The following is a 26,238-nucleotide window of genomic DNA, read 5'->3' on the forward strand; positions in this document are numbered from 1 at the left end:
CGGATGCCCGACACCCCTGGAACCGGAGCGGGAACAGGGACCGGGACGGCGAAGGCGTTCGATAACACGGTGTCCGGCGACACGGACATGCAAAGGCTCCGTCGGCTACGGATCGAGCACGGGTGGCGGACGCCCTCACAGCAACAGCCCGACCGCGCCCCTCAGCACGGCCGGGCACCGAGGCTATGCGGTGCGCACGGTCCGCTGTCAAGGTTGTCCGCACTGTGAGCCGTTGCGCCGGGGGCAGTTGACGTCACGTGGGACTGCTGTTCCACTTGGCCCATGCAGGCAGGTCACCGGCTCGTCACGCGACACCACATCGACTTCGGTCGGGTGTGGTCGTCGTCCTGTTCGGACTGACTCCGCGCCCGAGCCCCTCCGCACCTGCCGGGCTTCCGCAGCACCGGACTTCGCACATACCGGCCTTCACCCTGCCGGGCCTTCGCACGTCCGGGGCCGGCCTCGGGGAACATCGGTACAGCGGTTATCGGTGAGAACGATCATGGTTCCGAGGTGGAGGTCTCCCCGTTCGGGTGGGGCTGGGTCTGAAGCCGTTGGCGGAGGTCTGCTTCTTCGGCCGTGAGCGGGTCGTCCAGGCGGCGGATGCGGACTCACCGGGGTCGGGGGATGTCGTCGGCGTCCTGGAGGTCGGCGAAGTCGGCGTGCGCCTGGGCGACAGCTTCGGGGTACGCCTCCTGCTTCTCGTGTTCGGCGAGCGCGCGGTAGATGCTCGCGACGCTGGGGGCCTGGCCCTTGCGTTTGCCGGTGGGGATGATCAGGTCGGGCTGGATCTGCTCGACCGACTCGCCGTTCGCACGGCGCCGCAGCACGGTGTGCAGCATGTCCTCGGTGATGACGGGCGGGCGGCCGCCGTGCTTGCCCTTGCGGGCCGCCGCATCCAGCCCTTCGAGGGTCGACTCCCGGATGTTCTCCCGCTCGGTCTCCGCCATCGCGGCGAAGAACGCGAACAGCAGACGGCCCGGCCCGCTCGGGTCGTACATCCCGGGCAGGGGCCCGGCGAGCATCTCCAGGACTAGGCCGTGGGCGGTGAGGTGGTCGGCGAGCGCGGTGAGTTCGGCGGCGTCGCGGCCCAGGCGCTTCATCTCGTACACGGTGAAGATGACCCGGCAGTGCGGGGCATGGGCTTTGATCTGACGGGCCAGCTCGAGCGCGGCCTCGAACTGCGGGCGGACGCGTACCCGGGTGCTGATCTTCTCGGAGAACACCTTGCCGCGTGGGACGCCGTGCTTGGCGAGGGCATCGAGCTGCGACTGGAGTTCCTGGGTGAGCGTCGAGCACCGCGCGTACCCGATGCGGATGTCGGCGGTCGGAGTGTCCGGCGCGAGGGCGAGCGGGACCAGGGTGCCGGGGCGCCACGGCTGGCCGGGACCGCGGTCGGCGGGGGTGGGTACGCGCAGGAGCTTGGCGAGCCGGGGCACCTTGGTGAAGCGGCCGGTGTGGTACGTGCCGGCGACCGCGCCGGAGCGCGAGCGGCACGGCGATCCGGGGTCGGCCTTGCATCGTGGGCAGGGGTGCCGCTCGACGTCGTAGGCGTCGCTCGGGGAAGCCTCTTGAGGGACCGTCATGCCCCCCGCTGCTGTCACAAACGATTCTCAGAAGTGCCCCGAACCCACCTTTGGGTGAAAACGGGTTCTGCGAACCGAACTGGCGTTTCTCGATCTCCGCGCGGCTCTTTTTGATCTTGCTCGGGCAAAGGGTCGATTGTGAGAGGCGCGCGCTGCGCAAGCGCGCCTCTTGCCAGTTCGGCCGCCGCCCGTGGCTGTCTGCCTTGCTGTCCTGCCTGGTCGGGTCAGCGAAGGCGGCCGGCTTCGACTTGGTGCAGGTGGATGAGGATGTCGTAGGACCGGTTGAGAGCGGTGCCCGGGTCGTCGGTCGACCAGTACAGGCCGTAGGAGCGGGTGGGGCGAGCAGTGTCGAGCCAGGTTCGGGCCGCCGCGGGCGCGGTGCGCAGGTCGATGCTGAAGTCGCGGTAGCGGACCTTGTCGAGGGTGTTCTCGTTGTGGCCTTCCGGGGCGGGAGTGACGGTGTAGGTCTTGGGCTGCTGCGCGGTGTAGTCGGGCAGCGCGTTGATGGTGCCCTCGTTGAAGGTCAGGCCGATGTTGACGTAGTCGTCGCCGAGCTGGCGGCGCAGGAACGCGCCGGTGGGCTCGGGGAACTCGGCCGGGTTGTCGCTGGTGTAGGCGATGTGGCCGTTGTTCGAGGCGAGCAGGATCCTGCCGCCTCGGTGGCGCAGCCACCAGGTGGTGTTGGCGGCCATGGCCTGGTCGCGGTAGCGCATCCGCTCGGAGAACTGCTCGTCGGGGAATGCGTAGCCGGTGAAGCTCTGGGCGATGGCGGTGGCGTTCTGCACCGCCCAGGCGTACGCCTCCCGGCTGTGCCTGTCGGCGCCGTGCGGGCGGCCCCGGTCGCGCAGCAGCGCGAGGGCGGAGGCGGCCCCGTCGGCGTCGGCCTTCCGCTCGGTCGCGCTCTTGGCGTAGAGCTGGTGGGCCATCCACGGACCGGCCTCTGTGTCGGCTTCCGGGCGCAGGGAGTCGTACGAAGCCGCGGTGTCGCGGGTCAGGTCCGGGCGGTACTTGGTGAGGTACGCCGAGACCTGATCGAAGGCGGTCTTGCCCGGGAAGCCGAGGTCGTTGCCGACGAAGTGCAGCTGCGGCCGGTCGGGGTGGGCGACGTTGTAGCGACGCATCCAGTGGATCAGGTCGAGGTACTCCTGGGTGTTCCAGAAGACGTACTGGCCCTGGAACTCGTCCCGCATGATCTGGTCGGGGTCGCCGACGCCGCGGGTGACATAGGCGTCCAAGCGCAGTCCGGTGCTCCAACTCGCCTCCAGGGCGAAGGTGGTGAAGCCCTTGGCGGCTACGAGGTGGCGGAAGACGCGCTGCTTGAGGGTGAAGAACTCGTGGCCGCTGTGGCTGGCCTCACCCAGGCCCACGATGCGGGCGCCGCCGACCATGCGAGCGAGGGCGTCCAGGTCGCTGAGGGGGTGCGCGCTGCGGTTCAGGGCGTCCACCGGGCCCGCGGCCGGTGAGGTCTCTGCCGCGGCGGCGCTGGCGCTGAGGGTTCCTGCGGTGAGGGCGGCGGCGGTGGCCAGGCCGAGCAGGCGGCGTCGACTGACGGGGCGGGCGCGGCTCATGGCATCTCCCTTGGCTGGTGGATTCGGCACGACTGTAGAACAGATTTGCGCGAACGCACAAGACGATCGTCTTAGGCTCACGCCTAAGACGATCGATCTAATCATCGGGTAGGGTTCCTGGCATGGGAAATCGCGAGGATCTGCTGGCGGGAGCCAGGCGCTGCCTGGAAGAGAAGGGCTGGGCCCGCACCACGGTGCGCGACATCGCGTCCGCCGCAGGTGGCGTCAGCATGGCCGCCATCGGCTACCACTTCGGCTCCCGTGAGGCGCTGTTGAACGCCGCTCTCATCGAGGCGATCGACGAGTGGGGCACACGGATCGGCCGCACGCTGGCCTCTTTCGGGGAAACCGGGAGCAGCCCGGCCGGGCGCTACGAGGCGATGTGGACCGCGATCATCAAGTCCTTCCAGGACGACCGGACCCTGTGGCTGGCGACGATCGAGGCCCTCCTGCAGGCCGAGCACTCCGAGGATCTGCGCCACTACCTGGCCGGCGGTCAAGCCCAGGGCCGCCGGGGCCTGGCCGCCCTGCTGCTCAGCGCGCCCGAGGACGAGATCGACGACGCTGCCGCCCGCTCCCTGGGCGCCGCGCAGATGGCCCTGTTCACGGGCCTGATGACGCAGTGGCTCACCGACCCCGAGCAGGCCCCCGGCGCGTCCGAGATCGTCACTGGCCTGCAGGCTCTCACCGGCATCGTCAACTCGGACACATAGGAGAGACGTCCCGTCCGACGTGTGACACCCCGCGCTTGAACCCGAAGTATTTCGGCGACGGCGCCGCGTTGATGGTGCGCACGGACACGACGAACCGCAGCCCGTCGACCGAGGCGAGCAGGCCCTCACCCCAGAACTGCACGATCGGCACCTGCGACTGCGCCTCGATCAGCTTCCCGTTCGCCGCGGCGATGGTGTCCGCGCGCAGGTAGTACTGATCGACGTGGACGAGGCGGGCCCGGGTGAGCGCCTCGTAGCTTGGGTTCACGACCGGCGTCAGGCCGATGTTGCACGCCTCCGAGACGAGCAGCGCGATCACCGAGGTGATCAGGTCCTTCATGCGGGTGGTGCCGTCGCCCAGGTGCACGAAGGCGTCGAGGAAGCCGGTCCAGGAGTGGACCTCGAACAGCAGGTCCGGCAGGTCGATCTTCGGGAGCATCTTCTCGACCCGCTTGCGCAGCCAGGTCAGGGACTTCGGTTCGCCGAGCGCGCCGAGCTTGTCCACGTTCAGCTTCACCCGGCCGTTGTCCTGCACCTCGATGCTGATCTTCGCGGCCTGCCCTGCCTCTTCGAGGCGTTCGGCCAGCTGCTTCCATCCCGCGTCCAGAGCGCGCACCAGCTCCGTCAGGTGCTCCTCGACGGGCATGTCTAAGCTCAGCCCGGCCAGCACGTCTTCCTGGACGGCCTCCCACTCCGTGCCGTCCAGGAGCCTCGCGCGCGGGTCGGACCAGCGGTGCGACGGGGAGGCGAAGATGTCCCGGCGTATCAGGGCTCGGTGCAGCTGCTCCAGCACGCACACCACGTACGCGTCCCTATCCACCGCACCCTGCGGCAGCTCGGGGTTGGCGTACACCGCCTTGCGCCAGGCCGGCGGCACGAGTTTGTCGTCGATTTCGCGCGGCAGCAGCGGCTTCACGCTCACCTTCCGCCGGGCCAGCGCGGGGAGCCCTCTGACTCCGGTGAGGATCCGTTTGCCGCCCGTCGCCGCGCTCAGCGCCTTCGACTCACCCAGCAGCGACAGGAACGGCTTCACAGTGTTGTACCGGGTCGCGAGCGCGCTGCGCATGGCGGTCTCGGCCGAGTCCTCGTCCTGCGGCACCAGCGACACGATCGTCGCGGCCGCGTTCAATACGGCGGCCCGGGGGGGCGACTTCTTCCACCGCCGTCCACAGCGCGGCCACATCCACGTCCGTGCCCTGCTCCTCAACCAGCTCCAGCTCCTCGAACAACACCTTCGCCGCCCGCGCGAGGGTGCGCGACGCCTTCTCCAGCTGCGGCAGCGTCGAGAGCCGTTCCTTGTCCGTGGCCCGCTTCGCCGTGCTGATCAGCCGGGTGGCCATGAGCACCTGGAACAGATCCAGGGCCTCGTCGATCGCCTTCGCCTCCAGGTGCCGCATCACCGCGGTGAGCATTGCCGTACGCTTCGGCTCCGCCGCCCGTTCCAGCAACGGCGCCTTCGACCCGAGCGCGTACCTCGCCAGCGCCGCCAGCCGGTTCGGCGGGATCTGCGACAGCTTCAGGCGGCCGAGCTGGAACGCGGAGATCTCATCCACCCGCTCCAGCGCGCGGGCGAACGCGGTGCCCGTCGTCCGCGTCGGCGGCCGGCGCAGCCGCTCCAGCTCCGAAACGCGCCTGCCCTCCGGCGTCTTCAGCGTCGCGACCAGGTCCCCGGGCAGTGCCGGGTCCGCGCGGTGGGCGGCCTTGGCGACCGTGGCGTGCAGCGCTTCTCCGCGACCAGGCGAGCCTCGGAAACCTGCCGGGCCAGCACCGACACCCCAGGCAGCAACACCCGGTGACGGCGCAGCCAGCCCACGGCCTGGTTGAACAGCGTCATCGGTCCCTCCGCGTGCGTCCACGCCCGCCCGTGCAGGAACGTACGGAACCGCCGCGACCACGCGGCGTCTTCGTACGGGTGGTAGCCGTAGGCGTCCCGGATCTCCCACGCGTGGTCGTACAGGGTCTGCCGCCGCTCGGTGTAACGCTTTACCATCGACGCGTCCTCGATGCCGAGCTGAGCGGCCAGGTGCTCGACTACCGGCCACGGCACGTCGAGCGGGTCCTCCAGGAAGAGGCCCACGTACCGCACCGTGCACATTTGCAGGGCGAACCCGAGTTGGTGGTGCGTCGTACGCCGCAGCGCGATCAGATCGCGGTCGACATCGTCCAGGAAGAAGAACCGCTCCAGCTCGGGGCAGGTCGGCTCCTCGGCGAACTTCCCGTACGCCTCGGTCTGCTCATCAGTCAAAAACTCCACCGGCACGGCCGGACCGTAGCCACCGCCCGCCCGCGTCCGACGGCCTTTCGCCGAACCCCGGCGACACCGCCGGGCAGTGTGCTAGCCGACCGTGATCGTTCTCACCGATAACGGCTGTACCGATGTTCCCCGAGGCCGGGGGCCTCGCCCGTACCGGAAGCGGCTCCGCGCAGCGCCTCCCGACTCCGCCCTCACACAGCCGGCGCCGGCCACCACGGCGGGCGCCACCCACGGCCCCCGCCGTGTCCCCTCCGTGGCACCCCCTCGCCCCGGCCGGCGCGCCCAAAGGCCCGCCGGCTCACCGGCTCAGCGCACGGCCACCGATCCCGGCCGCGTCGCCGGTCGAGTCCACGCCCGCACGCACCCGGCGCCGGAACACCCGCACCGGGTACGGGTGCGGGATCGCCCCGCGTCCTGGGAACACACGGGCCGGCGCCCGACGTTCAGCCCTCGCAACACCCGCAGCACTCACAGCATTCGCAGGAGTCACCACAACAGCTGCATCCGTCAACGCAGGAGCAGCCCTCACAACAGTCGCAGCAGTCGCAGAACTTGTGGCACCAGCCCTCGCGCCTCCGCCCGTTCCACGGGTCCTCGTACGGGTCCCGGCAGCACACCTGACAGGTGCAGAAGAGCCCGGTCCACACGGCGCACCCGGCGATCAGCCCGCGCCCCCGGCGGGGCGGCTCGGGCGGCGCGCCTCCCGGACCGCCGTGGCCGGGACCGTACGGCTCCGTGATCCACGGCGAGGGCTGCGGCGGCTCGCCGTGCGGGTGGGAGCCCTGCGGCGCTCCGTGCTGCGCGTGGGAACAGGAGCTGCCGAAGGCCCGGTCGACCGACTGCCGCAGTTCGTGGGCGAGAAGGACATGAGCGAGCCGGCCCGCGCCGTCCCCCGCGAAGGTCACGTCCCGCAGCGCCAGCCGCACCCCGTGCAGGGCGTCGTCGCAGAGCCGCCGCACCTGCGCAAGGTCGGTACCGGTGGCGGTGATCGGGTTCCAGGCGCCGGTCGCGGCGTCGTCCGCCAGGTCCTCCACCGCGTCCAGCAGATGGGCCAGCCGGCCGAAGAGCCGGCCCGCCTCCTCCAGGGGCGCGATGTTGCCGGGCCGTCCGGCGAGTACGGCCGTATGGCCGAAGGCCGCCGCCGTCGCCGTCTCGGTGGGTTCGGTGATCCGCAGCAGCGGGGTCCCCGCGCCCGCGGAGGCCTCGATCCCGGCCTGCCGGTCCACCGCGTCGAGCAGTACGGCCGTGTCGAAGCCCAGGCCGGCTCCGGTGCGGGCGCCGGCCCGGTCCCAGGTCGCGGCCACCTTCCGGGCCGCGAGGGCCACCGGGCGGCGCCGCAGCATCCCGTCCCCGTCGGCTATGTGGTCGCGCATCTTCGCGGAGGCCAGTACAAGGGAGACGGTGGCCGCCAGCCGCGCCCCCTCCCCCTGCGCGACCGAGGCGGTGCGCATCCCGCGCAGCGGACACGGTCCCGCGGTGCGCCGCCAGGCGCCGGACCGCTCCGACTGTGCCTCGGCGAGCACCGAGACGATCAGGCCGTCGTAGTTGGTGGCGATCCTCGCGAACTGGCCCTGCGCGCCACGCAACGCCAGGCAGAGTCCGCAGAGATGGGCCATCCACTGCGTCCGCAACCCCTCGGAGAGACGGTGGCGGCACGGCCTGACTATTCCGAACAAGACTCCCCCTGTACATACGTTTTGCAGCTGAGGGCATGTTAGCGATCGTGCCGATCACCCAGACGCCCCCCACGTCACCCGTCCGGGCGGGTGGTTTTCCACCAGCGCCCCGTCAGCTGCCCTGCGCAGGCGGAACCCTGATTCCTCACCACCCGTTGTGCACCAGTACCGTCACGAAACCCCTGCGCGGGGTCTATTCGCTTGGCGCAACATCCGCATCATGGACGACCATGGAGGGGCGGACAGCAGAGACCGCGTGCAAGGGAGGAGGCGTTCATGGGATCGGTGCGCAAGGCGAGTGCCTGGCTGGGCCTCGTCGATGACAACGATGACGACCGCTACTACGACGACGACTACGCGGAGGGGCCGGAGCCCGTCGACGCCTGGGTGACCGACCCGCGGGTGCAGGTGGCCGACGAGGCGGCGCAGGAGCAGGGCACCCGGATCGCGACGGTGACTCCCGACAGCTTCCGGGACGCGCGGGCGATCGGCGAGCTGTTCCGGGACGGCGTGCCCGTCATCGTCAACCTGACCGGCATGGAGCCGTCGGACGCCAAGCGGGTGGTGGACTTCGCGGCCGGACTGACCTTCGGGCTGCGCGGATCCATCGAGCGGGTCGCCACCCGGGTCTTCCTGCTCACTCCGGCCGACTACCAGGTGGTGAGCGGCGACGCCGGGCGCAGGAGCGACGGCTTCTTCAACCAGAGCTGACAGCTTCGACCAGAGCTGACAGCTTCGACCGGAGCTGACCGCCGGGGCCGCTCACCGCCGTCGCGCCCCCGGCCATCGCCCGACGGCTGCCGCTTCACCGGCCGTGGAAGCGGCAGCATCGGCACAAGCCGTGGCCTCTGGTCCCCGCTAGTCCCCGCGAAAGGCGTCCAGTCCGGTCAGGGCCTTGCCCAGCACCAGTTGGTGCATTTCCACGGTGCCCTCGTAGGTGAGCACCGATTCGAGATTGGTGGCGTGCCGCATCACCGGGTATTCCAGCGAAATCCCGTTGGCGCCCAGGACGGTCCGGGCCGTACGGCAGATCTCGATCGCCTCGCGCACGTTGTTGAGCTTGCCGAAGCTGACCTGTTCCGGCCGCAGCTTCCCGGCGTCCATCCGCCGCCCCAGATGGTGGGCCAGCAGAATACCCTTGTGCAGTTCCACCGCCATGTCGGCGAGTTTGGCCTGGGTCAGCTGGAAGCCGCCGATCGGCCGGCCGAACTGCTCGCGGGTCTTCGCGTAGTCGACCGCCGCCTCGAAGCAGCTGCGCGCCGCGCCCATCGCGCCCCAGACGATGCCGTACCGGGCGTGGCTGAGGCAGCTGAGCGGCCCGCGGAGTCCGGTGACCGAGGGCAGCACGGCGTCGGCGGGCAGCCGGACCTCGTCGAGGACGAGTTCGCTGGTGACCGAGGCGCGCAGGGACCACTTGTGCTTGATCTCGGGGGCGGAGAAGCCGGGGGCGTCGGTCGGTACGGCGAATCCGCGGATGCCGTCCTCGGTCTGTGCCCAGACCACGGCGACGCCCGCCACCGAGCCATTGGTGATCCACATCTTGCGGCCGGTGAGCACCCAGTCCGAGCCGTCGCGCCTGGCGTGGGTGCGCAGGGCGGCCGGGTCGGATCCGACGTCGGGCTCGGTCAGTCCGAAGCACCCGATGATCTCGCCGGCGGCCATGCCGGGCAGCCAGCGCTGCTTCTGCTCCTCGGAGCCGTAGCGGTGGATGGCGTACATGGCCAGCGAGCCCTGCACGGAGACCAGGGAGCGGATGCCCGAGTCTGCCGCCTCCAGTTCGAGGCAGGCGAGGCCGTACTGCACGGCGCTCGCGCCCGCGCAGCCGTAGCCGTCGAGGGACATGCCGAGGGCGCCGACGGAGCCGAGCTCCCGGGCGAGTTCACGGATATCGGGCAGTTCGCCGCGCTCGTACCAGTCGGCGATCTCCGGCAGCACCCGCCGGGCCGCCCACTGCCGTACGGTCCCGCGGACGGCGAGGTCCTCCTCGCCGAGCAGGTCGTCGATCCCGAGCGGGTCATCGGGGTCGAACGGTGGCAGGGTGCGGCTTGCGGACATCGGTCGGCCTCCGGCTCGGTAGGGCGCCGCCACCGGCTCGCGCCGGGCGCTGTGATCATCCCGTTCGGCCCTGACGCTACGGCGCGGTAACCCCCGTCGTCCACCCCTGGCAGGGGCCTTCCCCCACCGGGCGTCACCCGGCTCGCCCCTCCTGGGCCGGACGTAGCGGCCGGCCCCTGCGGGTGAGGCGTCGGGGGCCGACGGGTCCGGCCGCGCGCCGGTGCCCACCCGGGAGGACGGGCCGTCCGGTCCGCCTGGTCAGCCCGAGTGGTTCAGCCCGTTTGGTCGGCGCCGACCCGGGTGCGACCGCGGTTCTGCTGGCCGGGCAGCCCGTCCACGGCACGGCCGGACCCGGTGGCCCCGGGGCGCTCCGCCGCCGGGCCGTCGGTGTCCTCCGGGCCGTCGCCGTACTCCTCCATGGACCGGGGCAGGCGCAGCGCGGCGCAGGCGCCGAGCAGCAGCAGGACGCCGCTCACCACGAGCGTGACGTGCAGGCCGTGGACGAAGGCCTGGCGGGCGGCGGCGCGCAGGGCGGTGCCCGCGGGGCCGCCGAGCCGGTCGGCCACCTCGTACGCCTCGCCGAGCGAGTGCCCCGCGGCCCGCCCGGCCCCGTCAGGCACACCGGTCACGGCGGACACTCCCGGCGCGTAGGCCGCGTTCATGACGCTGCCGAGCAGGGCGATGCCGATACCGGCGCCGAGTTGGTAGGAGGTCTCGCCGATGGCGGCGGCGCCGCCCGCGTCGGCGGCGGGAGCCTCGCTCAGCATCGACTCGTAGGCGCCGAAGAGGGTGGTCTCCAGGCCGAAGCCGAGGAGGATCAGGGCGACGGTCAGCAGCCAGGGCCGGTCGTCCGCTCCCATGAGGGTCAGCGAGAACACGGCGGCGGCGGTGAGCGCGAAGCCCGCGGAGACCATGGCGCGCGGACCGAAGCGCTGGAGCATCCGGGAGCCGAGGAGCCCGGCGGCCATGGCGGCGACGGTCAGCGGGACCATGCGCAGCCCGGTCTCCAGCGGGGAGAACCCGAGGACCAGCTGGAGGTACTGGGTGGCGATGAGCTCCAGGCCGACCAGTGCCAGCATGCCGACGACGATGCAGCCCACGGACGTGCCGAAGGCGGGGCGGGCGAACATCCGCAGGTCCACCAGCGGGTGCTCGCGGCGGCGCTGCCGGCGGACGAAGAGGATGAGCAGCAGGGCTCCGGCGAGCAGCGGAATCAGGGTCAGCGGGTGCAGGACGGCTTCGCCGCCGCCGGCCCGCTTCACCCCCAGCACCACGCCGAACAGGCCGAACGCCGCCATCAGCGCGCCCAGTACGTCCCAGGGGCCGTTGCGGTCGCCGGTGGACTCGGGCAGCAGCCAGCGGCCGACCGGCAGGCAGACGACCATCAGCGGGATGTTGATGAGGAAGACCGAGCCCCACCAGAAGTGCTCCAGCAGGAAGCCTCCGAGCAGCGGTCCGATCGCGGCGCCCACCGCGGCGACGGCGCTCCAGATGCCGATGGCCAGGGCCCGTTCGCGCCGGTCGGGGAAGACCTGCCGGAGGATCGACAGCGTCGCCGGCATGATCATCGCGCCGCCGATGCCCAGCAGGGCGCGGGCGGCGATCAGCACCTGCGCGCTGTCCGCGGCGGCGGCCACGGCGGAGGCGACGCCGAAGAGGCCGTAGCCGAGGAGGAGGACCCGTCTGCGGCCGACCCGGTCGCCGAGGGTGCCGAAGAGGATGAGCAGGGAGGCGGCGACCAGCGGATAGGCGTCGACGATCCAGAGGAGTTCGATGGAGCCCGGCCGCAGGTCCTCGCTGAGCGCGGGGACCGCGACGTGCAGCACGGTCGCGTCGAGGGCGACGAGCAGCAGGCTGACGCAGAGGACGACGAGCACGGCCCAGCGGTTGGCCCCGTGGTCGCTCGTGCCGCGTCGATGCCGAGGAACGTCCGCCGCCCGTTTGTCGCGGGCCGTGGTCGTTCCGGACATGTACGCACCTCCCAGTATTCCGCTCGGTCGGCGGGCCCCGGACGGGACTGCGGCCCGGCGGGCCCGGCTTCGAACGCGAGTGAATCGTCAGGGTACGCGAGTCGCGGCGCCGGGACGGGGCCCCGGCCCACCTCGGCCACCGGGGGCGCGTGGTATCCGTCACGACCCTCCCGAGTCGCCGGTGACTCCGGGGTGACCGATAGTCGACAGGGCGTGACGGGAGCGGGCACCCTCCGGAACGCGGACGGCCGGCCGGACCCGGCACACCTTTCCCGGTCCGGGAACCGCCAGGTCATAACCTTGATCAACGATCACTCCCGAACCTTCCGGAACTTCCGGTTCCGGCCGTTCCGCAACGGTGCGGACAATTCACGGCCACATCGGGGTAAACACACTCGCCTTGCGGGCCGGAGAGCCGGAAAAATGGCCTCGAGGAATTCATCCGGCCTGCGCTCGGGCTTTGCGGAGACGCACTGAATTCGTGTCTCGGTGAGGTCCGGGCCACATCACATCGTCATCACGAACCCTCTGGTTCGAGCCAGGGGCACCGCTCACCCCCTGTAACGTCGATTGGGTGCGTACCAACCAAATCTTCGCCCGACTGGAGCAGGAGCCGGAGCGACCCAGCAACCGCGATGTGCCGCGGATGAGCCGGACACGCACGGTGCTGTTCGGCTCGGCCGTGTGGTTCTACGTGGCCATCGTCGCGGCCGTTTTCGTGAGCGACCACCTCGTCCGGCTGGACTGGCAGGTCATGCTCTTCCGGCCCTACAAGCAGTGGCCGGAGCTGCACGCCTTCCTCGACTACTTCGTGGTGCTGGGCCAGCGCGGCCCGACCGCCGTGCTGGTCGCCGCGTGGCTGGGCTGGAGATCCTGGAGACAACGCACGCTGCGACCGCTCCTCGCGCTCGGTGTCGCCCTGCTCCTGCTCAACATCACCGTCGGCGCGGTGAAGTACGGCCTCGGGCGGCTCGGCCCGCACTACGCCACGACCGTCGGCTCCGCGGAGATGTGGTCCGGCGGCGACATATTCCCCTCCGGGCACACCGCGAACGCCGTGGTGACCTGGGGCATCCTGGCCTATCTGGCGACCACCCCGCGGGCCCGGCGGGTGCTGTCGGTCGTCGCCGCCGTCTTCGCGCTCGGCGTGGGCGCCACCACCGTGTACCTCGGTACGCACTGGGTCAGCGATGTGCTCCTGGGCTGGGCCGCGGGCCTGGTCGTGCTGCTGGCCCTGCCCTGGTTCGAGCCGGCCATCGCCACCGTCGAGGCGTGGATCTTCGAGCTCCGCGCCCGGTACCGCGCGACCGGCAGCCTGGCACCGCGGCCGCTGCCGCCGGTGGGCGCCCGCACCTCTCCCCTGGTCACGACGCGCGCCTCGGCGCCGGAGAAGGTGCCGCACGGCCTGGAGCCGGTCATCGTGAGCAGCGGACACGGCTCCGGCGGCCAGAGCGCCCGGAGCGCGGAGAACCGGCCGCACCACCCCGCCCGCCCGCACACCAGCCGCTCCGAGCGCAGCCCGGTCAGCCCGACCGGCAGCCGCAGGCCACCGCACGCCGACCGGGCGCCGCGGACCGCCCCCCTGGGCCCGGCGACCGGGCGCGGACGGGCGGGCGGCTGACCCCACGCACCTCCGAGCTGCGGGGACGGTACGCACCCCGGCTCCCCGCACCGCACGGCCCCGGCGCTCTGCTCAGCGCCGGGGCCGTCGTCGTGCGTCGGGAGAGCTCGCCGTGATGTCCGGGTCGTCGTGACGGGCCGGGCCGGCGGTTCCGTCGGCTCCCGGCTGCGTCCTTCCCCGGCCCGGCCGGGCCGCTCCGCGCGCCACCCGGCACCGGTTCCGTCTCCGTAGCGGCGGTACCGGGCCCGGTGCCGCCGTACCGGCCCGGCGCCGCCCCCGTGCCGGTCAGCCCTTCCAGCAGCGGACGACCGCGCCGTCCCGGACCGCCAGATTGAGGCGCCCCGTCAGGTACTCCATGGTGATGATCGCGTCCGGCGGGAGGGTGCGGACGGTGGTCCAGCCGCGTTGCCGGGCGCGCTCCTCGGCAGCGGAAGCGTCAAGTCCGACATAGGCCTCGAAGTCGTCGTCCGTCGGCTCGGGTGGGGTCGATGCGTCGCTCATGGTGGCCACCGTAGGCGCCCCCGCAGACGTGACGGAAGGCACGTCCGAGCGACCGGCGGATCCGCGAGTCGTCACGCTTGTGTCACAAGCTGTCGCGTCGACTTCATCACCTCAGCGTCACCCGTACGTGCCCTCCTGGGGGCTCGGGAACTCCGGCCATTCGTCGCCGAATTACGTTTCTGACGCCTTGTCCAATAGCTATCGAAAAACCCGGGAAAACGGCTGACACGGTTCCCGGAAAAGGCCGTTCGAGCTCGCCTGAAACTCGATGTTTGCCGCACGGCAAACGTGGTACCCGATGCAGCGAGGCAACGATGGCTGACACTTCGAAAAACTCAGAGAAGAGTGCGGCGGACGGCCGTCCCCCGGCGTTGGACGTCCTCCGGAGAGCCGGGGCGCAGCTCGCCGAGCTGACCGGCCTCCGGGCAGAGGCGGTGACCCGGCTCGAACACACCGAGAAGGGCTGGATCGTGGAAGTGGAGATCCTCGAGCTGGCCCGGGTGCCGGACACGATGAGCCTGATGGCGTCCTACGAGATCACGACGGACCCGGAGGGCACTCTCACCGGCTACCGCCGACTGAGCCGTTACGAACGCGGCCGTTCCGACCGGAGATGACTCCGGGTCGGGGCCGGAGCCGGCTCCGCCGCACACCCATGCAGAAGCGAGAGAGGAAGGTTCGACATGTCCGTTGTCCCGGCGCAGCAGACCGGGGGTTCAGGCGGCTCCAGCGGCCTGTACGACGTCCTGGAACTGGTCCTCGACCGCGGGTTGGTGATCGACGCGTTCGTGCGGGTCTCACTGATCGGCATCGAGATACTCAAGATCGACATACGCATCGTGGTCGCGAGCGTCGACACGTACCTGCGGTTCGCCGAGGCCTGCAACCGGCTCGACCTGGAGTCGGGCCCGAAGAAGAACCCCGGACTGCCGGACCTCGTCGGTGAGATCACCGAGTCCGGGGCGAAGGGCAAGTCCAAGGGCGCGCTCTCCGGCGCCGCCGAGACGCTCTCCGAGGCGTTCAAGCAGGGCCAGTCGGAGGCGGACGGTGACAAGGAGCCGGCGCGACGGCCCCGGCGCACGACGTCCCGCCGTAAGGAGGAGTCGGAGTGAGCACCTACGTCTACGGCATCGTCCTCGCCGCGCACCCGGGTCTGCCCGAGGGGCTGGCCGGTATCGGCGACCCGCCGAACCCGGTCCGCACCGTGCGGGAGGGCGACCTGGCCGCGGTGGTCAGCGACGCTCCCGCCGAGCTGCGGCCCAAGCGCCGTGACCTGCTGGCGCACCAGCACGTCCTGACCGAGGCGGGCACCTCGGGCGCCGTGCTCCCCCTGCGGTTCGGCAGCCTGTCGGACGACGACGCCGCCGTGCGCGCCGCGCTCGCCGGTCAGGCGGAGCACTACCGGGAGCAGCTCGGCCGGCTCGACGGCCGGGTCGAGTACAACGTGAAGGCCGTGCACCACGAGGAGGCCGTGCTCCGCCTGGTGGTGCACGAGAACAGCGAGGTGCGCGCGCTCACCGAGGCCAACCGGGCGGCGGGCGGCGGTTCGTACCAGGACAAGCTGCGGCTCGGCGAGCTGGTGGCGAACGGCGTCAAGACGCGGGAGGTGCACGACGCCAAGGCCGTGGAGGCGGCGCTGGCGCCGCATGCCGAGCAGCACAGCCACGGTCCGGAGACCTCCGGCTGGCTGGTGAATCTCTCCTTCCTGCTGGACCGCGCCGAGTCGGCGGCGTTCCTCAATGCCGTGGAGGAGTTCCGGCAGGCCAATCCGCAGCTCGACGTGCAGGCGACCGGACCGCTCCCGCCGTACAGCTTCGTCTCCACGGAGCGGGCGACCGCGTAATGGGCCTCCTCGGCGAGATCCTCCTGCTGCCCGCAGCACCCGTCCGCGGTGCGGGCTGGGTGCTGCGGCAGGTGGTGGCGGAAGCGGAACGGCAGTACTACGACCCGGCGGCCGTTCAGCGGGAGCTGAGCAGCCTGGCCGAGCAGCTCGATCAAGGGCTGATCGACGAAGCCGAGTTCGACCGGCGCGAGGACGAGCTGCTGGACCGTCTCGAGGTCGCACAGCAGCGCCGCGCGGCGGCTCCGGGGAGCGGAGTCGTGCCCCCCGCGAACGAGGGAAGGACCCCATGACGAACCGACTGGCAGTGGCACTGGCCGTGACCGCGGGCTATGTGCTCGGACGCACGAAGAAGGCCAAACTGGCCATCGGCGTCGGCAGCATGGTCCTGGGCAAGCGGCTCAACCTCTCCCCGCAGCAGCTCGTGGGGACGCTCACCGAACAGCTCAGGGCGAACCCGCAGCTGGCCGAGGTCCGCGACCAACTGCGCACGGATCTGCAAGGGGTGGGGAAGGCCGCGACGAGCGCCCTGGTCACCCGCCAGCTCAACTCGCTCGCGGACCACCTGCACGGCAGGACCCTCGACGTCCGGGACCGGATCGACACGGGCAAGCTCACCGGCGGCCTGGTGGACGACGACGAGGACACGGCGGACGACAAGCCCGCCGACGACGCGTACGAGGCACGCGGCGGCGACCGCGCCGGGAAGGACGCCTCCGGGGGCTCGGAGGACCCGGAGGCGCCGCGGCGCCGGCGTCCCGCGAAGAAGACCGAGAGGACCGGCGGGAAGAGCGGGACCGGGTCGGACGGGAGCAGGCCGGACGGGAGCGGTTCCCGGAAGACCGCGGCGAAGAAGGCCCCCTCCGGGAAGGCCCCGGCGAAGAAGACCGCCGGGTCGGCCGCGAGGAAGGCGGGGCCGGCCGCGAAGAAGACCGCGGGCACCGCCCGGCGGGCGACCGGCCGGCGCACCGGAGGTGGCGACCGTGACTGACGGACCGAAGGGCACGAGCAACCCCGTCTCCACCCTCAAGGACAGCGTGGTGGGCAACCCCGCCACCGACCGGCTCAAGGAGGAGGCCGCGGCGTTCGCGGCCGCCCAGGCCCAGCGGCTGTTGATATCCGCCGGCCGGAAGCTGGGCGGGGCGACCACGAAGCTCAACGACATCGCCGAGGGCAACAGCCCCGGGCTGTTCCACCTGGCCAAGGAGGGCGGCAAGAAGTTCGCCGAGGGCAAGGGCCCGGTGCGGTCGGCCGTGGAGATCGGCGCGGCGAACCTCAAGGACACCCTCAAGGACAAGGTCAAGGACGCCTTCCAGGGCCTGGGCGGCGGCAAGCGCAAGGGCGGCGGGGGCAAGGGCCGGTTCGTCACCATCGTCGAGGACATCGACGTCGGCGTGCCCGTCCGCGAGGCGTACAACCAGTGGACGCAGTTCCAGGAGTTCAGCACCTTCGCCAAGGGCGTGCAGGGGGTGGAGTCCGCCGACGACACGACGTCCAACTGGCGCGCCAAGATCTTCTGGTCCAGCCGCAGTTGGAAGGCGAACACCACCGAGCAGATCCGGGACCGGCGCATCGCCTGGACCTCGGAGGGCGCCAAGGGCAGCACCAAGGGCGTCGTCACCTTCCACCCGCTGGGCGAGAACCTCACCACGGTGCTGCTGGTCATCGAGTACTACCCCAAGGGGCTGTTCGAGAAGACCGGGAACATCTGGCGCGCCCAGGGCCGTCGCGCCCGGCTCGACCTCAAGCACTTCCGCCGCTTCCTGATGATGCGCGGCGAGGCCACCGGCGAGTGGCGCGGCGAGATCCGGGACGGCGAGGTCGTGCTCAGCCACGAGGACGCCCTGGCCGAGGAGGAGCGCGCGGAGGAGGAACGCGGGGAGGAGCCCGCCGACGCCGGGCACGGACACGGCGCCGAGGACGGCGCCGCCGGGGACGACGGGCCCGGGGACGAGGAGTTCGACGACGGAGCCGAGGACCACGAGGACTCCGAGGAGGCCGGCGCCGAGTACGACGATCCGGAAGGCGAGGACGACGAGGACGACGACGGCGAGCCGTACGACGAGGACGGGCACGACGCCGACGACGAGGCGCCGGAGGACGAGGAGCTCCCCGAGGACGAGTACGAGGCCGACGACGACAACGACGGCGCGTACGAGACCGAGGACGCCCACGAGGACGACGGCGACTACGACGACGAGTACCAGGACGACGATGTGGCCGAGGAGGAGCCGGAGCGCGTCCGCGCCTCCCGCTGACCTCCCGCCGCGGCGGACGAGAAGAGGACCGCGGGAATGACGGGAACCCTGCCCGAGCCGTACGGCTCCTCCGGCAGCAGCGCCAACCTGGCGGACATCCTGGAACGGGTGCTCGACAAGGGCGTCGTGATCGCCGGAGACATCAAGATCAACCTGCTCGACATCGAGCTGCTCACCATCAAACTGCGGCTCATCGTGGCCTCGGTCGACAAGGCCAAGGAGATGGGCATCGACTGGTGGGAGCACGACCCGGCGCTGTCCTCGGGCAGCCGCAGCCGGGAACTCGCCGCGGAGAACCAGGAACTCCGCGACCGGATCGCCGCCCTGGAGCAGCGGGATCCGGAGCGGCAGAAGCCAGAGCTGCCGGATGCGTCCGAACAGCGGAAGAAGCCGGACCGGCGGGAGGAGAGCTCATGACCGCGCTGCTGCAGTACGTCTATGCGGTGACCCGCTCCGCGGACTGCCGGCTGCCCGAGGACCTGCGCGGCATCGGCGGGGCGCCGGTGGCCGTGGTCGAGGAGGACGGGCTCGCGGCGGCGGTGACCGCGGTGCCCGCCGCCGACTTCGAGGAGGCGCCGCTGCGCGCGCGCCTGGAGGACCTCGAGTGGCTGGAACGGACCGCCCGCGCGCATCAGCACGTGGTGGACGCGGTCGCCGCGACCGGCTGCGCCTTGCCGCTGCGGCTGGCCACGGTTTACCGCGACGAGCGGGGCGTACGGCAGCTGCTCACCTCCGGACGGGAGCGCTTCGGGTCGGCGTTCGCCCTGCTGGAAGGGCGGGACGAGTGGGGCGTGAAGATCTACACGGACAGCGGCCCGGCCGCCCCCGCGAACGGTTCCGCCGCCCCGGCGGGCACCCGTGCGCGTCCCGCCTCCGGGCGCGACTACCTGCGGCAACGACAGCAGCAGCGCAAGGCGCAGGAGAGCACCCGGCAGCAGGCCGACGACCGCGCGCGGGAGGCCCACGAGGCGCTCGCCCGACTCGCCGAGCGCTCCCGGCTGCACCGCCCACAGGACTCCCGGCTCTCCGGGGCGAGCGGGCAGAACGTGCTCAACGGCGCCTATCTCGTGGACCGGGAGGAGGCGGCGGCGTTCCGTTCGCTGGTGAGCGAACTGGCCGGCCGGGCCGCCGGGCTGCGGATCGAGCTGACCGGGCCCTGGGCGCCGTACTCGTTCACCTCGGCCGACTCCGACGCGTACGCCGGCACCGGCACCGGCCCGGCGAACAGCAGCGGCCCGACGAACGGCGCCGGTAGCGGTCGTGCCGCCGGGGCGGAAGGGATGGCCCGATGACCATCGAACCGTCCCCGACCCCGACCCCGTCCCCGATCCCGGAGCCGATGGCGGAGCGGCAGATCGCGCTGGTGGACCTGCTCGACCGGCTGCTCGCGGGCGGAGTCGTCCTCGCCGGTGACCTGACGCTGCGGATCGCCGACGTCGATCTGGTCCGGATCGATCTGCACGCACTCATCAGCTCGGTGAACGAGAACGTGCCGTCGCCGTGGGACACCGGAGAGGGGTGACGGCGGCGTGGAACGTCCGCACAACCGGCTGGAACTGGACCGGGACACCGTCGAGCGCGATCTGATGCGCCTGGTGCTGACCCTGATCGAGCTGCTGCGCCAGCTCATGGAACGTCAGGCACTGCGCCGGGTCGACCAGGGGGACCTGACGGAGGACCAGGAGGAGCGGATCGGGCTGACCCTGATGCTGCTCGCCGAGAAGATGGAGGAGCTGCGGGACCAGTTCGGGCTGGAACCGGAGGACCTCAACATCGACCTCGGCCCCCTGGGGCCGCTCCTCCCCCGCGACTGACCGGTGCGGGCCGGGAACCGGTGAACCGGCCCGGCCCGCACCGAGGCCCCGGATGCCGTGCCGCAGGGCAGGGCCGGCCCGGTGGCTCCCGCCCGGTGGACCGGCGTTCCGCTGCGGCGTGCTGCCGGGCGAACCAGGCGAAGGGGGCATAACGTTCCCGTGGAGCGACGGCCGGAGGGCCCGCGCCACGACGGGTGAAGGGGCGTTGATGAGCAGCCGGACCGAGGAGGCGAGCGTCGGCCCCGCACCGGTGCGGACCCCCGGACAGATCGCCGTCGACTGGCTGACCACCACCGACCACAAGAAGATCGGCCACCTCTACCTGATCACGTCGTTCGCCTTCTTCCTGGTGGGCGGCGTGCTGGCGCTGCTGATGCGCGCCGAGCTGGCCCGTCCCGGCCTGCAGATCGTCTCCAGCGAGCAGTTCAACCAGGCGTTCACCCTGCACGGCACGATCATGCTGCTGCTCTTCGCCACCCCGACGTTCGCCGGTTTCGCCAACGAGATCATGCCGCTGCAGATCGGCTCCCCCGATGTGGCCTTCCCCCGGCTGAACATGCTGTCGTACTGGCTGTTCCTGTTCGGCGGACTGATGGTGCTGGGCAGCCTGCTGACGCCGGACGGGGCCGCCGACTTCGGCTGGACGGCCTATGCCCCGCTGAACGGCTCCGCCCGGACGCCCGGCATCGGAGCCGACCTCTGGGTCATGGGACTGGCGCTGGCCGGGTTCGGCACGATCCTGGGGTCGGTCAACTTCATCACCACCATCATCTGCATGCGCGCCCCCGGCCTGACGATGTTCCGGATGTCGATCTTCACCTGGAACACCCTCTTCACCTCGATCCTGGTGCTGATGGCGTTCCCGGTGCTGGCGGCCGCGCTGCTCTGCCTGGAGGCGGACCGCCGCTTCGGGGCGGTGATCTTCCAGCCGGAGAACGGCGGTGCGCTGCTGTGGCAGCACCTCTTCTGGTTCTTCGGCCACCCGGAGGTCTACATCATCGCGCTGCCCTTCTTCGGCATCATCACCGAGATCCTCCCGGTGTTCTCCCGCAAGCCGATCTTCGGGTACGTGACGCTCGTCGCCGCCACCATGGCCATCACCGGTCTCTCGGTGGTGGTGTGGGCGCATCACATGTTCGCGACGGGCGCGGTGCTGCTGCCCTTCTTCTCGCTGCTGTCCTTCCTCATCGCGGTCCCGACCGGCGTCAAGTTCTTCAACTGGTCCGGCACGATGATCCGCGGCTCGCTGTCGTTCGAGACGCCGATGCTGTGGGCGGTCGGCTTCCTGGTGACCTTTCTGTTCGGCGGGCTCACCGGCGTCCTCCTGGCCTCCCCGCCGCTCGACTTCCACGTCACCGACAGCTACTTCGTGGTCGCGCACTTCCACTACACGGTCTTCGGCACGGTGGCCTTCGCGACGTTCGCCGGCTTCTACTTCTGGTGGCCGAAGTTCACCGGCAGGATGCTCGACGAACGGCTCGGGAAGATGCACTTCTGGACGCTGTTCATCGGCTTCCAGACGACCTTCCTGGTCCAGCACTGGCTGGGCGCCGAGGGGATGCCGCGGCGGTACTCCGACTACCTGGCGGCCGACGGCTTCACGGCCCTCAACACCGTCTCGACGATCGGGGCGTTCCTGCTCGGCCTGTCCACCCTGCCGTTCCTCCTCAACGTCTGGCAGACCTCGCGCGAGGGCCGGCCGGTGACGGTGGACGACCCGTGGGGGTACGGCAGGTCGCTGGAGTGGGCGACCGCCTGTCCGCCGCCGCGCCACAACTTCGTGACGCTGCCGCGGATCCGCTCGGAGTCGCCCGCGTTCGATCTGCACCACCCCGAGGTGGCCGAACTGGAGGAGTCCCCGCCGGGCCGGGAGCGCGCGGTGGCCGAGTGGGAGGAGTAGGACCGGCGGGCCACGGAGCGGACCGGCCCCGGCGCGGTCCGGGACGATTGGCTCGCGGCCCGGTGGGTTTCCGCCCTCGGCGCCCGCGGTCCGGGGGCCGGCGCTCGGGGCCCGGTGGGTCCCGGCGCCCGCGGTCCCGGAGCCGGGACCGGGACGGGCCCGGGGCAGCGGTGCATGCCGCCCCGGACGAGGATCACGCAGCGGCGGAGCCGTCCACGGGGCCGATCCGTACGGACAGGTTGTTGTCCGCCGTGTAGTACGGGCCCACTTCGGCCGGGCCGTGCGGGGCGGTCACCGGCTGCGCCGGGTAGGTGAAGATGTGCTTCTTGTCCGGCACGTCGTCGAGGATCCGGGCGATCCGCACCGGCTCGGCGCCGGCGGTGGGGCGCAGCCACAGGTCCCAGCGGTCGGCGCCGCCCTCCCAGGCCTCCGACAGCTCCTTGAAGGGAAGCGTGAAGGCGAGGTGCCGGTCGCCGTCCCCGCCGCGGACGGCGCTCTCCGCGCACGCGTCCGCCGTCCGCACCAGGGAGGGGTCCCGGCGGCAGCGGGCCTCGGCGGTGGCGTCCCGGCCCGCGGTCACGCCGTACAGCCGCACCTGGACGGTCAGCGCCCCGTCCGAGAGCAGGATCTCCCCGGCCTCGGCGTGCGGGGTCCGGTGCCAGCTGCGGACGGAGAGGTTGCCGTGCTTGGTCGCGTACGGGACGCGGACGGCCACCGAGGGCCGGTCCGGGTCGGGGCGCCGGTCGACGAGGGAGCGCAGGTCCAGGATGCCGGGGGCCAGCCGCTCCGGTTCGCCGCCGCCGAGGGCCACGGAGGCGTCCCAGCGCCCCTCGGGCAGCGGAACGGTGCTGGGCAGCACGGCCCGCAGCCGGCTGGCGTTGGCATGGACCAGGGGCAGCCGCACCTCGTCGGCGGCACCGTCGCCGCCGCGCCGCCGCAGGACCAGCGCGGCGTCCCAGCCGTCCGGGGCCGGCGGGCCCGCGGGCGCGGCGATGTCGAAGGTGAGACCGCCCGCGGAGTCCGCGATGCAGTCGGCGTCGGGGGTACCCGTGCCGAGGGTCACGGGAAGGACGGTCACGGCGATGGGCTCCTTCTCGGTACGGAACTGGGTCTCTGCCGACCGGTCGGCGGGGGTGGGGGCGGGCGGTCCGGAGGCGGCGGTCATGCGGGGCTGCCTCTCCGCAGGGCGCCCCGGCTCGCGTCCCGGACGGCGTACGCGCCGCCGAGCAGCGCACCCTGGGTGCGGTGCAGGGAGCCGCGCAGCCGGGTCCGGGCGCTGCCGCGGCCGCACTTGGCGACCAGGTCGCCGAAGAGCGACTCGTAGCGGCCGGCGACCCGGGAGGGGTCGAAGCGCGCCGAGCCGCGCAGGGCGGCGTGGCCCATGCGCTGCCGCTGCTCGTCGTCGTTGATGAGCTTGAGCAGTGCCGCGGCGACGGCGTCGGCGTTCCGCGGCGGCACCAGCAGCCCGTCGACCCCGTTGTCGATGATCTCGCCGGGCCCGTGCGGGCAGTCCGTGGAGACCACCGGCAGCCCGCAGCGCATCGCCTCCACGATGGTCATCCCGAAGGATTCGAGGCTCGAGGTGACCGCGGCGATCGACCCCTTGGCCCACTCGGGCTCGATGGGGTTGGCCGGGCCCATGAGGAACACGTGGTTGTAGAGGCCGAGCTCGTCGATCAGGGCACGCAGCTTGTCCTTCTCGGCCCCGCCGCCGTAGATCCGCAGCCGCCAGTCGGGGCGTTCGGCGGCGACGGTGGCGAAGGCGCGGATGAGCAGGTCGTAGCGCTTGACCTTGGCGAGGCGCCCGGCGGCCACGACCCACTTGTGGGTGCCGTCGGCCGGTTCGACGGCCGGCGCGGGCACGCTGTTGGGCACCGCCTCGATCCGGACCCCGGGCAGCCGCATCCGCCCGCGGTAAGCGGTGGCGTCGGCCTCGGTGACGGTGGTGACGGCGTCGAGCCGCGGGTACAGGCCGCGCAACTCCTTGCGCAGGGCCTCCGAGTGGCTGTCGAGCGTCAGGTGCTCCTGGCCGACGCGGACCGGGCCGCGGCGGGCCTGCCGGGCGATGTGCACATTGATGCCGGGCCGGGTGCCGACGAGCACATCGGCGTCGACCGTCCGCAGATGACGGGCGATGCGCTCGTCGGTGAGCTCGCTGTACTGCTGGTAGCGGCCTTCCGCCTGCGGGAAGACCCTCGCCGGTCGCCGGTGCTCGGGGCAGCCGCCCTCGTAGCCGTCGGTGTCCTTGCGGATGTCGACGAGATGGCTGAGCCGTACCTTCGCCCCCGGGTCGAACACCGGCTCGTCACGGTGCCGGAAGACCGAGACGATCTCCACGTCGTGCTGTTCCGAGAGTGTCTGTGCCAGGTTGAACGTTGTACGGATGGTTCCGCCGATGCCGTACGCATTATGAATCAGGAATGAGATGTGCATCCGTCCCCGTATCCCACGCTTCCCTGCGGACAGCCCGTCTCGTCCGCCTACCGATTGGTAAGACCGCACCTTCCGGCTACGGGTTGGTCTCTATCACCGTCTCGTTCCAGAAGTGATGCGATATCGGTAGTGAACGTCGGGAACCTATTCGATTCCGCCCGCATCAGGGCTTGTACGGAAGCTGTGGAACCGTGAAGCAGTTGTCGGTCATTTCACCACCCTGAGTGGTCCAGCCACCGGCGCCACCCCGGGCGTCGTCACTCCAACGAGCGACGGACAGACAGGCCCGCCGGGTCTTCGGGGGCTCGGCCGACGGCGTGAACGACACCGGCAGCAGCAGCCCGCGCGCCGTGTACGGCTCGTCGCGCGTCATGAAGCGCTCGACGCAGGCGCGGGTGAGCCGGTCCCCGCAGGACCGGGCGGCGTCGGTGAACCACATGGCGGCGGCCCATCCCTCCAGTTGCCATTGCGACAGGGTGTCCCCGCCGGGTTGTCCGCGCATTCCGTCACGAAACATGCGAACAGCGGATTGGCCGGTGTCGTCGTAGTTGCGGCTGGATCCTGTCGCCCAGAGGGCGTTGCGGCAGGCCGGCGCGTCCCGGTAGTCCTCCGGCACGGCATCGGACCAGTTCTGCACGTTGGTCACCTTGGCGGTGACCTCGACACCGGCCCGGTCCATCGCCTGGCAGAGCCGGGAGTTGCCGTGGGTGTCCATGGCGTCGAAGACGAGATCGGCTCCGGCGGCGCGCAGGTCGGCCGCTACCGCCGGGAAGTTGGGGAGCGCGAAGTCGACCTCCTCGGGGACCACCCGGTAGCCCTCGGCCTTCAGCCCGCGCATGACGAGGCGGGCGTAGGCGGCCGACGCCGCCTGGTTGTAGAACACGACGGCGGCGGTGCGGGCACCCTGTTCCCGCTTGAAGTAGCGGTAGACCTCGGTGCCGCCGTAGAGGGTGCCGCCCCACCCCGGCTCGCCGCCCTTGCGGGGTGCCTGGCTGCCGTAGATGCCGTAGAGGTGCGGGTAGGTGTCGTAGGCGGCGCCGATGGGCTGGCCGCCGATGTCGGGGACGCCGGCCCGGCTGACCCGGGGGGCGCCGGCGTAGTCCAGCGCGGTGGTGGCCACCAGGGCGAAGACCTTGTCCTCGTCGATCAGCCGGTGCACACAGTCGTTGTTGCCGACGCCGCTGCCGCCGTCGTCGCAGGGGACGACCTGGACGGGACGGCCGCCGAGCCCCCCGTGCGCGTTGAGCGAGCGGAAGTAGGCCCGCGCGCCGTCCCGGGGGCCGGTGAAGGCGGCGCCGCCGACCGGGCTGGTGGCGCTGGTGATGATGCCGACCTTGACCGGCGCCCGGCCGGCGGGCTCCCGGGACAACGACTCCCCCGGCGTCCCGCGGTCGCGGAAGTCGCTCTCCGGCAGCCGGCTGCCGCAGGCCGCCGTGAAGGCCAGCAGCACCGCCAGCAGACCCGCCGGCAGCACCGCGAGAAGCACTGCCCACCGGCTCCGGTCAGCAGCCGGGCGCCTTGATGTCATTGCCGCTCATCGCCACCAGGGCGCAGAGCGTCTTCACCGAGACCTTCCACACCTGCCCCTGCTCGACGGAGCTGCCGGAGGCGTTCGGCAGCGCGGTGCGGCCCTGCAGGGTGAGGCTGTAGGTGACGTCCGCCGCGGTGGCCGAGGTGAAGCTGACCTTCGTGACCTGCGCCGCCACCTGCCGGCCGCGCTGATCGCCGCTGAAGGCCTGGAGCAGCGGCCGCAGATCCTCGCCGTTCTGCAGCAGCTTCGCCTTCTCGTCGACCGAGGTGGCCGGGTCGAAGAACTTCTCCCAGTTCTGCCTGATCTGCTTCTCGGCTCCCTGGGGGTCGCTCGGCCCGGTGGTCCTCGGGGCGGTGCTGGTCGTCGGGGAGGAATCGCCGTAGCCCCCGCCGCCGTTCCCGCAGCCGACCGCCACGCCGCCCAGGAAGAGGACCCCGGCCGCCGTCCACGCCGCCGCCCGCGCATGTCCGTCGAGCACCATCCGGCTCACCACCAGGTGTCGTCGACCCCTGTCTGTC

The 26,238-nt window shown here is 71.6% G+C and carries 24 protein-coding genes and 1 pseudogene; 14 read left to right on the top strand and 11 right to left on the bottom strand.

Annotation, left to right across the window (positions count from 1 at the left end; genetic code table 11):
* Positions 1 to 611: 611 nt before the first annotated feature.
* Both ACFYYR_RS09580 and ACFYYR_RS09585 read right to left on the bottom strand, forming a co-directional pair.
* The gene (locus ACFYYR_RS09580) at positions 612 to 1,586 is read right to left on the bottom strand and encodes a recombinase family protein (RefSeq protein WP_388849081.1); all 975 of its coding nucleotides are present in this window, start codon (positions 1,584 to 1,586) and stop codon (positions 612 to 614) included.
* A gap of 224 nt (positions 1,587 to 1,810) precedes the next feature.
* Positions 1,811 to 3,154 carry an erythromycin esterase family protein gene (locus tag ACFYYR_RS09585; protein ID WP_388849084.1) on the bottom strand — a complete coding sequence of 448 codons (1,344 nt, stop codon included), beginning with the start codon at positions 3,152 to 3,154 and terminating at the stop codon, positions 1,811 to 1,813.
* A 122-nt stretch (positions 3,155 to 3,276) separates the two neighbouring features.
* On the opposite strand from ACFYYR_RS09585, the gene ACFYYR_RS09590 reads away from it, so the two are divergent.
* Positions 3,277 to 3,867: a TetR/AcrR family transcriptional regulator gene (locus tag ACFYYR_RS09590; RefSeq protein WP_388849087.1), complete on the top strand. Its 591-nt coding sequence runs from the start codon at positions 3,277 to 3,279 to the stop codon at positions 3,865 to 3,867.
* Positions 3,868 to 3,889: 22 nt separating this feature from the next.
* On the opposite strand, the pseudogene ACFYYR_RS09595 reads toward ACFYYR_RS09590, so the two are convergent.
* Together ACFYYR_RS09595 and ACFYYR_RS09600 are read right to left on the bottom strand one after the other, a co-directional pair.
* Positions 3,890 to 6,127: pseudogene (locus ACFYYR_RS09595) on the bottom strand (Tn3 family transposase); the annotation flags it as partial.
* A 437-nt stretch (positions 6,128 to 6,564) separates the two neighbouring features.
* On the bottom strand, positions 6,565 to 7,797 hold the full coding sequence (locus ACFYYR_RS09600) for a DUF5685 family protein (RefSeq protein WP_388849090.1): 1,233 nt from the start codon (positions 7,795 to 7,797) through the stop codon (positions 6,565 to 6,567).
* A gap of 276 nt (positions 7,798 to 8,073) precedes the next feature.
* Between ACFYYR_RS09600 and ACFYYR_RS09605 the strand changes: the two genes are divergently transcribed.
* Positions 8,074 to 8,508, top strand: a complete 435-nt coding sequence (locus ACFYYR_RS09605) for a cell division protein SepF (RefSeq protein WP_388849093.1) — start codon at positions 8,074 to 8,076, stop codon at positions 8,506 to 8,508.
* Positions 8,509 to 8,655: 147 nt separating this feature from the next.
* Here the strand turns inward: ACFYYR_RS09605 and ACFYYR_RS09610 are convergent, their stop codons facing one another.
* Both ACFYYR_RS09610 and ACFYYR_RS09615 read right to left on the bottom strand, forming a co-directional pair.
* On the bottom strand, positions 8,656 to 9,852 hold the full coding sequence (locus tag ACFYYR_RS09610; protein ID WP_388849096.1) for an acyl-CoA dehydrogenase family protein: 1,197 nt from the start codon (positions 9,850 to 9,852) through the stop codon (positions 8,656 to 8,658).
* A 272-nt stretch (positions 9,853 to 10,124) separates the two neighbouring features.
* Positions 10,125 to 11,822, bottom strand: a complete 1,698-nt coding sequence (locus ACFYYR_RS09615; RefSeq protein WP_388849099.1) for an MFS transporter — start codon at positions 11,820 to 11,822, stop codon at positions 10,125 to 10,127.
* A 574-nt stretch (positions 11,823 to 12,396) separates the two neighbouring features.
* Here ACFYYR_RS09615 and ACFYYR_RS09620 point away from each other — a divergent pair.
* On the top strand, positions 12,397 to 13,443 hold the full coding sequence (locus tag ACFYYR_RS09620) for a phosphatase PAP2 family protein (RefSeq protein ID WP_388849102.1): 1,047 nt from the start codon (positions 12,397 to 12,399) through the stop codon (positions 13,441 to 13,443).
* Between the two features lie 285 nt (positions 13,444 to 13,728).
* Here ACFYYR_RS09620 and ACFYYR_RS09625 read toward each other — a convergent pair whose 3' ends face one another.
* Positions 13,729 to 13,944 (bottom strand): I78 family peptidase inhibitor, encoded by a 216-nt coding sequence (locus ACFYYR_RS09625; protein WP_388849105.1) that lies wholly within the window; start codon positions 13,942 to 13,944, stop codon positions 13,729 to 13,731.
* A 314-nt stretch (positions 13,945 to 14,258) separates the two neighbouring features.
* Here ACFYYR_RS09625 and ACFYYR_RS09630 point away from each other — a divergent pair, with 314 nt between their 5' ends.
* The 11 genes from ACFYYR_RS09630 to ctaD all read left to right on the top strand — a co-directional run bounded on the left by ACFYYR_RS09630 (position 14,259) and on the right by ctaD (position 21,756).
* The gene (locus tag ACFYYR_RS09630) at positions 14,259 to 14,561 is read left to right on the top strand and encodes a gas vesicle protein (protein WP_388849108.1); all 303 of its coding nucleotides are present in this window, start codon (positions 14,259 to 14,261) and stop codon (positions 14,559 to 14,561) included.
* 66 nt (positions 14,562 to 14,627) lie between these two features.
* Positions 14,628 to 15,056 carry a gas vesicle structural protein GvpA gene (locus tag ACFYYR_RS09635; RefSeq protein WP_388849111.1) on the top strand — a complete coding sequence of 143 codons (429 nt, stop codon included), beginning with the start codon at positions 14,628 to 14,630 and terminating at the stop codon, positions 15,054 to 15,056.
* Entirely contained in the window at positions 15,053 to 15,787 is a 735-nt protein-coding gene (locus tag ACFYYR_RS09640; RefSeq protein WP_388849114.1) for a GvpL/GvpF family gas vesicle protein, read from the top strand. The genes ACFYYR_RS09635 and ACFYYR_RS09640 overlap by 4 nt, the downstream gene beginning before the upstream one ends.
* On the top strand, positions 15,787 to 16,077 hold the full coding sequence (locus ACFYYR_RS09645) for a gas vesicle protein GvpG (RefSeq protein ID WP_388849117.1): 291 nt from the start codon (positions 15,787 to 15,789) through the stop codon (positions 16,075 to 16,077). The genes ACFYYR_RS09640 and ACFYYR_RS09645 overlap by 1 nt, the downstream gene beginning before the upstream one ends.
* A complete protein-coding gene (locus ACFYYR_RS09650; RefSeq protein WP_388849119.1) occupies positions 16,074 to 16,775 on the top strand; it encodes a DNA primase in 702 nt (233 codons plus the stop codon). The genes ACFYYR_RS09645 and ACFYYR_RS09650 overlap by 4 nt, the downstream gene beginning before the upstream one ends.
* The gene (locus ACFYYR_RS09655) at positions 16,768 to 18,042 is read left to right on the top strand and encodes an SRPBCC family protein (RefSeq protein ID WP_388849122.1); all 1,275 of its coding nucleotides are present in this window, start codon (positions 16,768 to 16,770) and stop codon (positions 18,040 to 18,042) included. The genes ACFYYR_RS09650 and ACFYYR_RS09655 overlap by 8 nt, the downstream gene beginning before the upstream one ends.
* Positions 18,043 to 18,078: 36 nt before the next feature.
* Positions 18,079 to 18,459 carry a gas vesicle protein gene (locus tag ACFYYR_RS09660; RefSeq protein WP_388849125.1) on the top strand — a complete coding sequence of 127 codons (381 nt, stop codon included), beginning with the start codon at positions 18,079 to 18,081 and terminating at the stop codon, positions 18,457 to 18,459.
* The gene (locus ACFYYR_RS09665; protein ID WP_388849128.1) at positions 18,456 to 19,334 is read left to right on the top strand and encodes a GvpL/GvpF family gas vesicle protein; all 879 of its coding nucleotides are present in this window, start codon (positions 18,456 to 18,458) and stop codon (positions 19,332 to 19,334) included. The genes ACFYYR_RS09660 and ACFYYR_RS09665 overlap by 4 nt, the downstream gene beginning before the upstream one ends.
* The gene (locus ACFYYR_RS09670; RefSeq protein ID WP_388849131.1) at positions 19,331 to 19,564 is read left to right on the top strand and encodes a gas vesicle protein; all 234 of its coding nucleotides are present in this window, start codon (positions 19,331 to 19,333) and stop codon (positions 19,562 to 19,564) included. The genes ACFYYR_RS09665 and ACFYYR_RS09670 overlap by 4 nt, the downstream gene beginning before the upstream one ends.
* A gap of 7 nt (positions 19,565 to 19,571) precedes the next feature.
* Positions 19,572 to 19,856, top strand: a complete 285-nt coding sequence (locus ACFYYR_RS09675; RefSeq protein WP_351507438.1) for a gas vesicle protein K — start codon at positions 19,572 to 19,574, stop codon at positions 19,854 to 19,856.
* 208 nt (positions 19,857 to 20,064) lie between these two features.
* Complete coding sequence (gene ctaD / locus ACFYYR_RS09680; RefSeq protein ID WP_388849134.1) at positions 20,065 to 21,756, top strand: cytochrome c oxidase subunit I; 1,692 nt, start codon at positions 20,065 to 20,067, stop codon at positions 21,754 to 21,756.
* Positions 21,757 to 21,949: 193 nt separating this feature from the next.
* Here ctaD and ACFYYR_RS09685 read toward each other — a convergent pair whose 3' ends face one another.
* The 4 genes from ACFYYR_RS09685 to ACFYYR_RS09700 all read right to left on the bottom strand — a co-directional run bounded on the left by ACFYYR_RS09685 (position 21,950) and on the right by ACFYYR_RS09700 (position 26,201).
* The gene (locus ACFYYR_RS09685) at positions 21,950 to 22,921 is read right to left on the bottom strand and encodes a hypothetical protein (RefSeq protein ID WP_388849136.1); all 972 of its coding nucleotides are present in this window, start codon (positions 22,919 to 22,921) and stop codon (positions 21,950 to 21,952) included.
* Positions 22,918 to 24,189, bottom strand: a complete 1,272-nt coding sequence (locus ACFYYR_RS09690; RefSeq protein WP_388849139.1) for a glycosyltransferase family 4 protein — start codon at positions 24,187 to 24,189, stop codon at positions 22,918 to 22,920. Before ACFYYR_RS09690 ends, ACFYYR_RS09685 begins: the two co-directional genes overlap by 4 nt.
* 163 nt (positions 24,190 to 24,352) lie before the next feature.
* Entirely contained in the window at positions 24,353 to 25,675 is a 1,323-nt protein-coding gene (locus ACFYYR_RS09695; protein WP_388849142.1) for an ABC transporter substrate-binding protein, read from the bottom strand.
* Between the two features lie 16 nt (positions 25,676 to 25,691).
* Positions 25,692 to 26,201, bottom strand: coding sequence for a hypothetical protein (locus tag ACFYYR_RS09700; RefSeq protein WP_388849145.1), 510 nt, complete (start codon positions 26,199 to 26,201; stop codon positions 25,692 to 25,694).
* Positions 26,202 to 26,238 lie beyond the last annotated feature (37 nt).

Source organism: Streptomyces sp. NPDC001922 (genome assembly GCF_042891165.1).
Taxonomy (GTDB): Bacteria; Actinomycetota; Actinomycetes; order Streptomycetales; family Streptomycetaceae; genus Streptomyces.

Excerpts from the sequence above, each read along its gene's own strand:
- ACFYYR_RS09580 (WP_388849081.1), bottom strand. The coding sequence starts at position 1,586 with ATGACGGTCCCTCAAGAGGCTTCCCCGAGCGACGCCTACGACGTCGAG.
- ACFYYR_RS09585 (WP_388849084.1), bottom strand. The coding sequence starts at position 3,154 with ATGAGCCGCGCCCGCCCCGTCAGTCGACGCCGCCTGCTCGGCCTGGCC.
- ACFYYR_RS09590 (WP_388849087.1), top strand. The coding sequence starts at position 3,277 with ATGGGAAATCGCGAGGATCTGCTGGCGGGAGCCAGGCGCTGCCTGGAA.
- ACFYYR_RS09605 (WP_388849093.1), top strand. The coding sequence starts at position 8,074 with ATGGGATCGGTGCGCAAGGCGAGTGCCTGGCTGGGCCTCGTCGATGAC.
- ACFYYR_RS09610 (WP_388849096.1), bottom strand. The coding sequence starts at position 9,852 with ATGTCCGCAAGCCGCACCCTGCCACCGTTCGACCCCGATGACCCGCTC.
- ACFYYR_RS09615 (WP_388849099.1), bottom strand. The coding sequence starts at position 11,822 with ATGTCCGGAACGACCACGGCCCGCGACAAACGGGCGGCGGACGTTCCT.
- ACFYYR_RS09625 (WP_388849105.1), bottom strand. The coding sequence starts at position 13,944 with ATGAGCGACGCATCGACCCCACCCGAGCCGACGGACGACGACTTCGAG.
- ACFYYR_RS09630 (WP_388849108.1), top strand. The coding sequence starts at position 14,259 with ATGGCTGACACTTCGAAAAACTCAGAGAAGAGTGCGGCGGACGGCCGT.
- ACFYYR_RS09635 (WP_388849111.1), top strand. The coding sequence starts at position 14,628 with ATGTCCGTTGTCCCGGCGCAGCAGACCGGGGGTTCAGGCGGCTCCAGC.
- ACFYYR_RS09645 (WP_388849117.1), top strand. The coding sequence starts at position 15,787 with ATGGGCCTCCTCGGCGAGATCCTCCTGCTGCCCGCAGCACCCGTCCGC.
- ACFYYR_RS09650 (WP_388849119.1), top strand. The coding sequence starts at position 16,074 with ATGACGAACCGACTGGCAGTGGCACTGGCCGTGACCGCGGGCTATGTG.
- ACFYYR_RS09660 (WP_388849125.1), top strand. The coding sequence starts at position 18,079 with ATGACGGGAACCCTGCCCGAGCCGTACGGCTCCTCCGGCAGCAGCGCC.
- ACFYYR_RS09665 (WP_388849128.1), top strand. The coding sequence starts at position 18,456 with ATGACCGCGCTGCTGCAGTACGTCTATGCGGTGACCCGCTCCGCGGAC.
- ACFYYR_RS09670 (WP_388849131.1), top strand. The coding sequence starts at position 19,331 with ATGACCATCGAACCGTCCCCGACCCCGACCCCGTCCCCGATCCCGGAG.
- ctaD (WP_388849134.1), top strand. The coding sequence starts at position 20,065 with ATGAGCAGCCGGACCGAGGAGGCGAGCGTCGGCCCCGCACCGGTGCGG.
- ACFYYR_RS09685 (WP_388849136.1), bottom strand. The coding sequence starts at position 22,921 with ATGACCGCCGCCTCCGGACCGCCCGCCCCCACCCCCGCCGACCGGTCG.
- ACFYYR_RS09690 (WP_388849139.1), bottom strand. The coding sequence starts at position 24,189 with ATGCACATCTCATTCCTGATTCATAATGCGTACGGCATCGGCGGAACC.
- ACFYYR_RS09700 (WP_388849145.1), bottom strand. The coding sequence starts at position 26,201 with ATGGTGCTCGACGGACATGCGCGGGCGGCGGCGTGGACGGCGGCCGGG.